At 73.2% G+C, this 11,640-nt stretch carries 10 protein-coding genes and 1 pseudogene; 1 reads left to right on the top strand and 10 read right to left on the bottom strand.

Translation table 11 applies throughout. The features are described from left to right. The first annotated feature begins 21 nt into the window (after nucleotides 1-21). A complete protein-coding gene (locus ACZ7DE_RS00730; RefSeq protein ID WP_470756455.1) occupies nucleotides 22-1,275 on the top strand; it encodes a styrene monooxygenase/indole monooxygenase family protein in 1,254 nt (417 codons plus the stop codon). Here the strand turns inward: ACZ7DE_RS00730 and ACZ7DE_RS00725 are convergent. The 10 genes and pseudogenes from ACZ7DE_RS00725 to ACZ7DE_RS00680 all read right to left on the bottom strand — a co-directional run bounded on the left by ACZ7DE_RS00725 (nucleotide 1,248) and on the right by ACZ7DE_RS00680 (nucleotide 11,412). After that, the gene (locus ACZ7DE_RS00725; protein WP_470756453.1) at nucleotides 1,248-2,495 is read right to left on the bottom strand and encodes a C40 family peptidase; all 1,248 of its coding nucleotides are present in this window, start codon (nucleotides 2,493-2,495) and stop codon (nucleotides 1,248-1,250) included. The two genes, ACZ7DE_RS00730 and ACZ7DE_RS00725, sit on opposite strands and share 28 nt — an antisense overlap. A 102-nt stretch (nucleotides 2,496-2,597) precedes the next feature. Next, a complete protein-coding gene (locus ACZ7DE_RS00720) occupies nucleotides 2,598-2,948 on the bottom strand; it encodes a hypothetical protein (RefSeq protein WP_470756451.1) in 351 nt (116 codons plus the stop codon). Between the two features lie 14 nt (nucleotides 2,949-2,962). Next, nucleotides 2,963-3,613, bottom strand: coding sequence for a TetR/AcrR family transcriptional regulator (locus ACZ7DE_RS00715; RefSeq protein ID WP_470756449.1), 651 nt, complete (start codon nucleotides 3,611-3,613; stop codon nucleotides 2,963-2,965). An 88-nt stretch (nucleotides 3,614-3,701) separates the two neighbouring features. Further along, nucleotides 3,702-4,640 (bottom strand): AurF N-oxygenase family protein, encoded by a 939-nt coding sequence (locus ACZ7DE_RS00710; protein WP_470756447.1) that lies wholly within the window; start codon nucleotides 4,638-4,640, stop codon nucleotides 3,702-3,704. Between the two features lie 147 nt (nucleotides 4,641-4,787). Next, nucleotides 4,788-5,366, bottom strand: coding sequence for a DUF3291 domain-containing protein (locus tag ACZ7DE_RS00705; RefSeq protein ID WP_470756445.1), 579 nt, complete (start codon nucleotides 5,364-5,366; stop codon nucleotides 4,788-4,790). A gap of 45 nt (nucleotides 5,367-5,411) precedes the next feature. Next, nucleotides 5,412-6,869, bottom strand: a complete 1,458-nt coding sequence (locus ACZ7DE_RS00700; RefSeq protein ID WP_470756443.1) for a peptidoglycan D,D-transpeptidase FtsI family protein — start codon at nucleotides 6,867-6,869, stop codon at nucleotides 5,412-5,414. 368 nt (nucleotides 6,870-7,237) lie between these two features. Beyond that, a pseudogene (locus ACZ7DE_RS00695) lies at nucleotides 7,238-8,608 on the bottom strand (FtsW/RodA/SpoVE family cell cycle protein); the annotation flags it as partial. A 53-nt stretch (nucleotides 8,609-8,661) separates the two neighbouring features. Further along, entirely contained in the window at nucleotides 8,662-9,342 is a 681-nt protein-coding gene (locus ACZ7DE_RS00690) for an SH3 domain-containing protein (protein ID WP_470756441.1), read from the bottom strand. Nucleotides 9,343-9,412: 70 nt separating this feature from the next. Continuing rightward, nucleotides 9,413-10,723, bottom strand: coding sequence for an ATP-binding protein (locus tag ACZ7DE_RS00685; RefSeq protein ID WP_470756439.1), 1,311 nt, complete (start codon nucleotides 10,721-10,723; stop codon nucleotides 9,413-9,415). Further along, nucleotides 10,720-11,412, bottom strand: a complete 693-nt coding sequence (locus ACZ7DE_RS00680) for a hypothetical protein (protein ID WP_470756437.1) — start codon at nucleotides 11,410-11,412, stop codon at nucleotides 10,720-10,722. Before ACZ7DE_RS00680 ends, ACZ7DE_RS00685 begins: the two co-directional genes overlap by 4 nt. Nucleotides 11,413-11,640: the final 228 nt, after the last annotated feature.

Raw genomic sequence — 11,640 nt, 5'->3', positions numbered from 1 at the left:
CCTTCAAGGAGAGTTCCCCGCATGCGGAAGATACTCGTCGTCGGAGCCGGCCAGTCCGGTCTCCAACTCGCCCTCGGCCTCCAGTCGCACGGGTACGAGGTCACCCTGATGTCGAACCGGACGGCGGACGAGATCCGTTCCGGCCGGGTCATGTCGACGCAGTGCATGTTCCACACGGCCCTGCAGCACGAGCGCGACCTCCAGCTGAACTTCTGGGAGCAGCAGGCCCCGAAGATCGAGGGCCTCGGCGTCTCGGTCGCCGCCCCCGGCTCCCACGACCCGGGCCCCACCCAGCGTGCGATCGACTGGCTGGGCCGGCTCGACGGGTACGCCCAGTCCGTCGACCAGCGGGTGAAGATGGCCGGCTGGATGGAGACGTTCGCCCAGCGCGGCGGACAGCTGGTCATCCACGGCGCCGCGGTCTCCGACCTCGACTACTTCTCCCGCGCCTACGACCTCGTCCTCGTCTCCGCCGGCAAGGGCGAACTCGTGCAGATGTTCGGCCGCGACGCCGAGCGCTCCCCCTACAGCGAGCCGCAGCGCGCCCTCGCCGTCTCCTATGTCCACGGTCTGGGCCCGCGCCCGGAGCACCCGGACACCGAGGCGGTCCGCTGCAACCTCGTCCCCGGCGTCGGTGAACTCTTCGTCATGCCGACGCTCACCACCTCCGGCCGCGCGGACATCCTGTTCTGGGAGGGCATACCCGGCGGCCCGCTGGACGTCTTCAACGGCGTCAAGGACCCGGCGGAACACCTCTCCCTGACGCTGGAGCTCATGGAGAAGTTCACGCCCTGGGAGTACGCGCGGGCCACCAGGGTCGAACTGACCGACGCCGGCGGCACCCTGTCCGGCCGCTACGCCCCCACCGTCCGCAACCCGGTCGGCCGCCTTCCCGGGGGCGGTCTGGTGCTCGGCGTCGCCGACGTCGTCGTCGCCAACGACCCCATCACCGGGCAGGGCTCCAACTCGGCCGCCAAGTGCGCGGCCGCCTACCTCGCCTCGATCCTGGAACGCGGGGAGAAGGAGTTCGACGAGGAGTGGATGCGCGCCACCTTCGACCGGTACTGGGACACCGCCCAGTACGTCACCAAGTGGACCAACGCGATGCTGGCGCCGCCGCCGGAGCACATCGTCAACCTGCTGGGCGCGGCCGGGCAGCTCCAGCCCGCGGCTGATCGTTTCGCCAACGCGTTCAACGACCCGGCCGACTTCGAGAACTTCTTCTACGAGCCGGAGAAGACGGCCGCCTACCTGGGGTCGCTGACCGGAGCCTGACGGCCCGCCGCCGCTGCCGCTCCCGTCACCGCGGGCGGGAGCTTCGGCGGCCGGTACCGCCGCACGGGCCGGCCCTCCGGATCCGGACGCACCGCGCCGAGCACCGGGTTGGACGCGAGCGGGGAGACCTTCACCTTCTCGCCGGTCCTCGGGGCCTGGATCACCTTGCCCTCCCCGAGGTACATCGCCACATGGGTGGCCTCGGGGAAGTAGATCACCAGGTCGCCCGGGCGCAGCTCCTTCAGCGGGATCTTCGGCAGCCGCGCCCACTGTTCCTCGCTGGTGCGGGGGACCGGGGCGCCGGCGTGCTCCCAGGCCTGGGAGGTCAGGCCCGAGCAGTCGTACGACCTCGGCCCCTCCGCACCCCACTCGTAGGGCTTGCCGACCTGCTGCACCGCGTACCGCACGGCCTTCTCGCCCTCCTCGGACGGCTTGTGGTCCTCTCCGAGCGCACCGGACGCCATGAGACGGTCCTGCGCCCGCGCGACCCCGTGGCCCTCCAGCTCGGCGACGGCGGTGAGCTGCTCGGCGGTGAGGGAGGCCAGCAGCTTCTCGACGTCGTCCAGCCGCCTGCGCACGTCGTCACGCGCCTTCTTCCTGCGCGCGGTGAGCGTGAGCTGCTCGTCCAGGGCGGCGCGGGCCCGGCGTGCCAGCCCGTCGGCCCTGCGCTCGCCGTTCTCCAGCCGCCCGACCGTCTCGGCCCGCTCGCGCGCCAACTGCCCGATCACATGCCCCTGGTCGAGGGCGTGCTGCGGATCGCGGGCGAGCAGCAGCCGTACGTACGGGGAGATGTCGGTGCTGCCCTGGTACTGCTGGCGGGCCAGCCGGCCGGCCGCTCCCCGGCTCTCGTGCAGGGACAGGCGGGCCTTCGCCAGGTCGCTGTCCAGCCGTCCGGTCTCGGCCCGCCGCCGCTTGAGCTCCTCCTCGGTGGCGTTGTAGGCCTCGGTGGCCGCCTCGGCCTCCCGGTACAGCCGCTGAAGGTCCGTCAGCAGCTCGGCCACGGTCCGCCCGTCGGCGCCGGGGGCGTCCGGGGCGTCGGCGGCGTCCGCATCGGCCGTCGGCGGTTCGCCGGGGTCCGGGGTCCGTGCTGCGGGCGCCGTCCGTTCGCCGGGCGCCGGTGGCTGCGGTGCGGCCACGGCGAGTCCGGGAGCCAGGACGGCCTGTGCGGCGAGCGCCGCCGTCGAGACCGTACAGGCCAGACGCAGCAGCCTTTCTGACACGTCATCACCTCCGCTGCGGGGTGGCCCCTCCATCCCGCAGGGCGAGCATCAGGCGTGCGCGCGCGGTCCGCGCGCCGGTGTGCGCGGTTCGGCGCAACAGGATCACCCGTCGGCGTCGTCCCGCCGTCCGTCCGGCGTGGCGTCGGGCCGGCCGGCGGTCGGGGTGTCGGCCGGGGCGCCGGGCTTCGTGTCGGGCCTGGACCAGGGCCACCGCAGCCGGCCGTTCCCCTTCCCCTCGGGGTCGAACTCGTACTTCCAGCCCCGGGGCAGCCCGAGCCGCCTGCTGTGCCCGCGCGGCACCCGACGGTAGACCAGGACGGTGGGCGGCTCCCCGGCCGCGCCGGGGACGGGGATGCGGTACGTCTTGGGCGGGTGTCCGGTCGGGCCCAGCAGCACGGGCAGCACCCGGCCGTCCATGGGCCCGCCCTCGAAGGGGGTGTCTTCGCTCTTCACGACACCAGTGTCGATCAGGTCTCCGCGGCCAGCGCACCGCGCACCAGCTCGGCGGTCTGCGCGTCCCGGGCCGCGGTCACCATGAGCACCGCGGCGAACTGGTCCACCAGCCAGTCCCGCAGCTCGTCGACGGGCGGCTGCTTGTCCTCGTCGAGCCAGATGAGCGACGCCGCCTCGACCGCGGTGATCCACATCCGTACGGTCATCCGCAGTCGCGGCCCCGGATCGGCGACCCCCAGGTGGCTGTAGATGTGCTCGGCGGCGGCCCGCCGCACGCCGTCCACGATGGCCGTCGTACGGGACGTCTCGACGACGCTGCCGCCCTGCAGGAGAGCGCTGAAGCCGGCGTCGTGGCGGCCGACGAAGGACAGGTAGCGGTCGAGGGCGCGCGCGAGGCGGGGGAGGAGGGGGCCGTCGTGCGGCTCGTCGAAACAGTGGTGCAGCTCCTCGGCGGCGGAGCGCAGGGCTGCCTCGTACAGCTGCTGCTTGCCGCCGGGGAAGTACCGGTAGACGAGCGGCCGGGACACCCCGGCGGCCTCCGCCACGTCGTCCAGCGAGACCTCCTCGGGAACGCGGTGCGCGAAGAGCGACAGCGCCGCGTCGAGGAGCTGACTGCGGCGCTCCTCGACGCTGAGACGACGGTAGGCGGGGGCGGCGGGCGTCATGACGAGCAGCGTAATCGCCCGCACCCCCGAGCGCCCCGACCCCGGTCGGGCGAGCGGCACTACTCGGTCGGGCGCCGCCGACCCCCGGTCAGGCGAGCAGTCCCGACGACTTCCACAGCCGGCGGCCCACCCCGCGCAGCACCCCGATGTCGTCCAGGAAGTCCGTCAGGCGCTTCGCCCCCGTCTGCATGACCTCCCGCCGGTGCCCGCTCGCCCGGACCTGTGCCATGGCCTCACGGCGGTCCAGACCCACGTTCGTGTAGACGTCGGGGTTCACGAAGGCCACGGAGAACACCCGGGCGAACTCGCCGGACGTGACCCGGGTGAACTCCTGCGACCACTTCGGGGCCGTCACCATCTGCCGGCGCAGCTCCTCGCGGGCGTAGCGCACGTGCCGGGCCTCCTCCACGACGTGGATCCGGGTCACGCCCCTGACCAGCGGCTGGACCCGCTCGTCGGGGAAGGTGAGCCGCTGCATCCAGTCGAGGACCTCCTCGCCGAGCAGGGTCGCGGTGAAGGAGCCCGGGGTGGTCGAGATCGTCTTGAAGAGGCGGCCCAGGTTCTGGTGGGCGCGGCTCACCGGGTACCAGGGCGTGTCGCCGTGCGAGATCAGCCGGGCGAACATCTTCGAGTGCCGGCACTCGTCCTCGATCTCGGTCAGCGCGTACCGCACGTGCGCGCTCGTCGCCGCCTTGTCGTAGACGTGCCGGACGAGCAGCTGCATCAGGATGAGCTCGAACCAGATCCCGAGCGAGGCGAGCGCGGCGGCCTCGTGCTGCGACAGCAGGATCCGCTGCTCCTCGCCCATCCGCCGCCACATCGGCGTGTCGTACAGCGACACCAGCTCCGGCGGCCAGAACCACTTGCCCTCCTCGAAGGGCGCGTCCCAGTCCAGCTCCTTGTCGGGGTCGAAGGAGTGCTTGGCGGAGGACGCGAGCAGCCGCTCGGCCACCTGCTCCCGGTCCTTGAGCAGGCCCAGCGCGTCCCGCAGCCCTTCCAGCGCGTCGGCATCCGTGAGGGTCGTCATGGCTCTTATGAGACTGCTTGTCAGCAAGGCCGTCAATCCCTGGGACGCCACTTCTTGCCCCGCCGACGAGAACTGTGGGGATCCGCGTCGGCGGGGCCCGTCCCGCCCAGTGCCGTGACCGGGAAGGTCCACCGGCTCGCGACAGCGCTAGACCGAGCAGCCCAGGTCCTCCGGCACCGCGAACGCGACCGGCTCGGCGCCCTGGGCCGGGAACGACGTGCGCAGGGTGAAGGCGTACGGCGTCGGGCCGTTCGCGCGCAGGTGGAGCAGGCGGGACTCGGCCTCCGCGACCGTCGGACGGTGGCCGGCCGGCACCCACCACAGCGCCGTCATCGCCTCCGCCACCCGCTCGAACCACTCCCTGCGGCGGGACAGCAGCTCGCGGTGCCTGCCCTGGTACATGAACGCGGTCAGGGCGTCGGCGTCCCGCCACACCGTCATGTTGACGATCAGCCAGTCGTCGCCGAAGACCTTGATGTCGGTCGCGTTGCCGTCGTCGGACTGCAGCCGCCACACATAGCCGTCCGCCGACTCCGCGTCGGCGTTGACCGGGTCGAGGGCGTCGACGAAGTCCTTCAGCTCGGGGGAGTCCAGCGGGAACTTCAGACGGGAGATGTTGACCTGGGCGAGTTCGAATCCACAGGGGCGGACGGCGGGTTCGGCGACGGCTTCCTCGACCGCCTCGGAACGGGATTGCGGCGCGGGCTCAATGCGGGCGTCAGTCATGAGCGGACCGTAGGACACTCCTGTACAGCCCTGGAACCCCCCGTCTCACGAGTCGAGCACCGCCTCCATCACCGCCCGGGCGATCGGCGCGGCCATCCCGCCCCCGGTGATGTCACCGCGGCGCGCCGAACCGTCCTCCACCACCACCGCGACCGCGACCCTCGGCTCCAGGTCCCGTGCGCCCTGCGCCCAGGAGACGAACCAGGCGTAGGGAATGCCGGCGTTGCCGAGCCCGTGCTGGGCGGTGCCCGTCTTGCCGCCCACGATCGCGCCGGGGATCGCGGCGTTGGTCCCGGTGCCCTCCCGCACCACGTCCGCCATCAGCTCCCGCAGGCGCCGCGCCGTCGAGGGGAGCATCGCCTGCCGGGACGGGCGCGAGCCGGCCGTGGCCACCGTCGCCCCGCCCCGCCGCGTGGTCCGCTCCACCAGGTACGGCGTGCGCACCTGACCCCCGTTGGCCACGGCCGCCGACACCATCGCCATCTGGAGCGGGGTCGCCCGCGTGTTGTACTGGCCGATCGAGGACAACGCCAGCTGCGCCCTGTCCAGCGAGGTGTCGAAGGTGCTCGGCGCGACGGCGAACGGGATCCGCAGCTCCGCGTCGTTGAAACCGAAGGCCTGAGCCGTCCGGGTCATCCGGGGCAGCCCGGTGTCCACGCCGAGCTTCGCGAACACCGTGTTGCACGACCACTCGAAGGCCTCCCGCAGCGGCGCGTCCTCGCAGCCGTCGCCCTCGTTCGTCAGACGCGTCGTCGTCCCGGGCAGCCGGTAGGGGGCGGGGGAGTCGGTCGGCGCGTCCAGATCCGTGATCACGCCCGCGTCCAGCGCCGCCGCCGCGGTGACCACCTTGAAGGTCGACCCCGGCGGATAGGTCTGCCGCACCGCCCGGTTCAGCATCGGCTTGTCCGGGTCGCGGTTGAGCCGAGCCCAGGCCCGTTCGGCCGCGGCGTCGTTCCCGGACAGCACCGCCGGGTCGTACGACGGACTCGACACCAGCGCCAGCACCCGCCCCGTCGACGGCTCCACCGCCGCCACCGCGCCCTTGCGCCCGTCCAGCCCCTCGTAAGCGGCCCACTGGGCATGGCGGTTCAGCGTCGTCACCACGTTCCCGCCGGCCGGCCGGCCGTGCGTGAGGTCGTTCCACAGCGGGAACGGCGAGAGCATCGGATCCGACCCCGACAGCACCGCGTCCCCGGCGTGCTCCAGGAGCGTCGTCCCGTACACCTGCGACGCGAACCCGGTCACCGGCGCGTACAACGGCCCGTCCTGGTACGTGCGCTCGTAGCGCAGTTGCTCGCCGGTGTCCCGGGAGCCGGTGACCGGGGAATCGCCGACGAGGATGTCGCCGCGCGGCTGGGCGTAACGGGCGATGGAGCCGCGCCGGTTGGCCGGGTTGTCGTCGTAGATCCCGGACTGGACGACCTGGACGCGCGCGGCGTTGACCAGGAGCGCCGCCAGCAGCAGGGCGCAGAAGACGGCGGCATGCCGGATGTGCCGGGTCACCGGGTTCTCCCTGAGCTCTTGTCGACCAGCGTGTCGACCGGGTCGTCGCGCAGTGCGGAGACGCGGTCGGCGTGCGTGGTGGCGGCGGGGTCGGCGTGCGTGGCGGTGACGGGGTCGGCGTGCCCGTCTGCGACCGGGTCGCCGTGCACGTCTGCGACCGGACCGGCCGTCGGGCGGACCACGGGATCGGCCGTCGGGCGGACCACCGGACCGTCCGGCGCGTCGGCCCCCGGTCCGTCCGGTGCATCGACCGGCGCATCGGCTCCCGGACCGTCCGGCGCACCGGCTTGTGAGCGGGCCACCGGAGCGTCCGGCGCACCGGCTTGCGCGTGGGCTCCCGGACCGGCCACCGGACCGTCCGGCGGGTCGGCGTACGGCCGCCGGGCCGAGTCGCTCACCCGGATCAGCAGCGCCACGATCGCCCAGTTGGTGACGACCGAGGAGCCGCCCTGCGCCAGGAACGGCATCGCCATGCCGGTCAGCGGGATCAGGCCGGTCACCCCGCCCGCGATCACGAACACCTGGAGCGCCACGATCGAGGCGAGGCCGGCGGCCAGCAGCCGTCCGAAGGGGTCGCGCAGGGACAGGCCCGTCCGGAAGCCGCGCTCCACGAGCAGGCCGTAGAGCAGGAACAGCGCCGACAGCCCCGCCAGGCCCAGTTCCTCGCCGGCCGTCGCCAGGATGAAGTCCGACTTCACGGCGAAGCCGATGAGCACGGAATGGCCGAGGCCCAGTCCGGTGCCGAGCGCCCCGCCGGCCGCGAAGGAGAACAACGACTGCGCGAGCTGGTTGGCGCCCTGCCCGGCCTCGATCGAGGCGAACGGGTGCAGCCAGTCCTCGACCCGGCTGTGCACGTGCGGTTCCAGGCGGCCGACGGCGACCGCGCCGAGCGAGGCGAGCACCAGGCCCACCGCGATCCAGCCGGTGCGGCCGGTGGCGACGTAGAGCATCACCACGAACAGACCGAAGAAGAGCAGGGAGGTGCCGAGGTCCCGCTCCAGGACCAGCACGCCGACGCTCAGCAGCCAGATCGTGACGATCGGGCCGAGCACCCGCCCGGTGGGCAGCTGCATCCGGCTGAAGCGCCAGATCCGGCGGCCCGCATACGTCAGCGCCGTGCGGTTGGCCGCCAGGTACGCGGCGAAGAAGACCGCGAGCAGTACCTTCGCGAACTCGCCCGGCTGGATGGAGAAGCCGGCGATCCGGATCCAGATGCGGGCCCCGTTCACGGCCGGGAACAGGATGGGGAGGGTGAGCAGGGCGAGCGCGGCGACCACGCACACGTACGCGTAGCGCTGGAGCACGCGGTGGTCGCGCAGCGCGGCCACCACCACGATGAACAGAGCCACCCCGACCGTGGACCACACCAGTTGTGTGGGCGCCGCCCGGTCGCCCGGCGTCTCCAGGTCGAGCCGGTAGATCAGCACCAGGCCCATCCCGTTGAGCAGCACCGCGATCGGCAGCAGCAGCGGATCGGCGCAGGGGGCGCGCAGCCGCACCGCGAGATGTGCCAGCAGTGCGAGCACCCCGAGCCCGGCGCCGTAACCGGCGGCGCCGGGCGGGACGGCGCCGCTCTTCGCGAGGCCGACGGCGCAGTAGCCGTACACCGAGAGCAGGACGGCCAGGACGATGAGGGCGAGTTCGACGCCACGGCGCCGGGGGAGGCCCACCGTGGCGGCCGGCGCGTCGGCCGCCGCCACGGTGGTACCGGCACCTGCTCCGACTCCGACTTTCGTCATGTCCGGAACCTACCCAAATGGGGCTCCTTGTGAGCCGTGGATGATCTTTCGTGTCAGCACCGGCGCGGCGTCGCCCCGATGACGTCGATGTAGCGCGCCGAGCCCCAGGCCCAGGTGCCGTCCGTCAGGAGGTACCAGACGGAGTTGCCCTGGACGTTCTGGCCGGGAGCCCTGCAGAAGATGGAGACGATCTCGCCCCGGTGGGCCACCCGGATCACCTGGCTCGCCCGGGTGGGCGCGCTGCGCAGCAGCAACTGGCTCGCGGTCACGCGCCCCCGGTAGCGGCGGGAGTCGTTCTGGTTGCCGGACTGCCAGTTGCCGCCGTCGCCGCCGCCCCCGGACTGCCAGTTGCCGCCCCCGCCGCCGCCCCCGGACTGCCAGTTGCCGCCGCCGCTCCCGCCCCCGGACTGCCAGTTGCCGCTCTGCCCGTTGTGGTTCCCTTGGCCGTTCTGGTTGCCTTGGCCGTTCTGGTTCCCGTGGCCGTTCTGGTTGCCCTGGCCGTTCTGGTTCCCGTGGCCGTTCTGGTTGCCCTGGCCGTTCTGGCCGCCGCCGCCGCCGCCGTCGCCGTCACCGCCCTGGTTCTGCCAGTCGTGCGAGCCGTTGCCCTGGGCGTTGAGGCCGCTGCCGTCACCGTCCCAGTCGTCGGCGACGGCCGGGGCGACGGCCGTGGCGGCGGCGAGCGTGCCGGCTGCGGTGACTATGGCGAGACGGGTGAGAGCGGAACGCAGGGACATGGCGATACCTCCACGAAGAGGGTGAAGCTGACTTATCGCCACATTAGGAGCGGGTCGCGCGTGTCGCCCGTCACGCTGCGCCATCGGGGAGGGCGGCCGCAGCGGGAGGCGTCTGAGGGAGCGTCAGCGTCGCCACCGCACCGCCGTCCGGCGCGTTCGTGAACGCCAGCCGCGCGCCCAGCACCTCCGCCTGCCCGGCAGCGATGGTCAGCCCGAGCCCGTGCCCCTTCGCCCCGCCCTCGGTGCGGAACCGCTGCGGCCCGTGCGCGACGAGGTACTCCGGATAGCCCTCCCCGTGGTCCCGCACGGTGACCACGGGCCCGTCCACCGTCAGCGTCACCGGGGCCCGGCCGTGCCGGTGCGCGTTGGCCAGCAGGTTGCCCAGCACCCGCTCCAACCGCCGCCGGTCGGTCTCCACGCGCGCGTCCCGCACGACGACGACCGTGACCTCGCCGCCGGTCGCCGTTCCCCCGAAGGAGTCCGAAGCCTCCGCCGCCCGCACCACCCGCGCCGCCAGCGCGCCCAGTTCCTCGGTGTCCAGCTCCAGCCGCTCCCGCCCGGTGTCCAGCCGGGAGATCTCCAGCAGGTCCTCGGTGAGCGTGCGCAGCGCCGCCACCCGGTCGCGCACCAGCTCCGTCGGCCGCCCCGGCGGCAGCAGTTCGGCCGCCGCGTGCAGCCCGGTCAGCGGCGTGCGCAGTTCGTGCGCCACATCGGCGGTGAAGCGCTGCTCGCTGAGCAGCTTGCCCTGCAGCGAGGACGCCATGGAGTCCAGCGCGACGGCGACCGCGCCCACCTCGTCCTGCGGCCGGCCGGGCTCCTTCGCGCGGCGGTCGTCCACGCGCGCGTCCAGGTCGCCTGCGGTGATCCGCCGGGCCACCTGCGCCGTGGTGTGCAGCCGCCGGGTCACCCGGGTCACGGCGACGGCGCCGACCAGCAGCGTCGCCCCGATCGCCAGCGCCGACGACCACAGGATCGCGGTGTCGAGCGCCTCGATGGTGCGAGCGCTCTGCGAGTAGTCGATCGCGACCGCGAGGGCCCGCTCACGGTCGGCGGGGCCCGCCGCCCACATCGTGGGGCGCCCCCGGTCGTCGGCGACCACTGTGCCGCGCTCCCCGGAAAGGGCCAGCGCCCGCAGCGACGAGGGCAGCCCAGGCGGGTCGAGATCGGCGCCCCGGCCGAGCGTCTCCCCGGCCTCGAACGCCTCCGTCGCGTCCTTCAGCCGGGACAACGCCAGGTCACGGGCCTGGCCGACGGTCTGGTTCGTCACCGAGACGTGCACCAGGATGCCGAGCAGGGCCGCCAGTGCGCAGCACATCACCGTGATGAAGACGGCGGCCTTCACGGCGAGCGTGCCGGCCCAGGAGGGGAGCACGAACCTCATCGGCCGCTCGCGGAGGAGGCGGACGACGAGGCGGACGGCCGCGGGGAGTGCTTGCGGCCTCCGGTGCGCAGCATCTCGTCGTGCGTGAGCAGCATCGCCTGCTGCTGCTGGTCCCAGGTCCACTGCAGGCGGTACTCGTAGCCGGCGACCTCCGAGGGAGCGCGGATGATCACGGACCGCCCGGCCAGCTCGACCCCGCTCACGGCGTCCTCGTAGGCCATGATCTGCACGAGCCTGTCCTTGCGGACGGTGTAGACGCGGACGGCGGTCAGATTGCCGGGCAGCTGGCGGAAGCCCAGGGTCAGGTCGTCGTGGCCGTCGCCGGTGAGGTCGCGGTAGTAGGCCTTGAGGACGGGGCATCTGCTCCCCTCCTCGCCGCCCCTGCCGCAGTCGGCCATCCGGCGCGCCGTCTCGTCGTATCCCCCCGCGCCGTAGTCGCCCGGGCTCTGGGCGATCTCCCGGCGCACCACCGCGACCGGATTCACCCGGCGGATGTCGCCGTCGGGCACCGTGATGCCCTTCACCGCCTTGGTGTCCACCTCGCCGATGTCGAAGGCGGGACTGGAGGCCGGGGTCAGGTCGGGCCAGAGCTTGTCCGGACTGATCGCGGTCGGCGTCGCCCCCGCGCCCTGCAGCTCTCCTGCGTCCCCGCAGCCCACGGCGACCGAGGCCAGCAGAACGGCGGCCACGACGGCGAGCACGGGACGGCCGCGACGCCCGCGACGGAGACGCCCGCGACCGCCTGGGCGACGGAGACGCCCGGGGAGCCCGGGAAACCCGACGGGGTCGGGAAGGCCGACGAGACCGGGAAGACGGGGACGGCCGCGGAGCCCGGGACCAAGCGCCCGGATGCGGAGCCCGGGGAGAGCGGGACGACTGCGGAACACGGGACTCCTGTGGCTCCTCTCGGGCTACGA

The sequence above is a fragment of the Streptomyces sp. NPDC037083 genome (assembly GCF_055606485.1).
The sequence above is the reverse complement of the archived record's forward strand: the minus strand, read 5'-3'. Positions and strand labels throughout refer to the sequence as shown.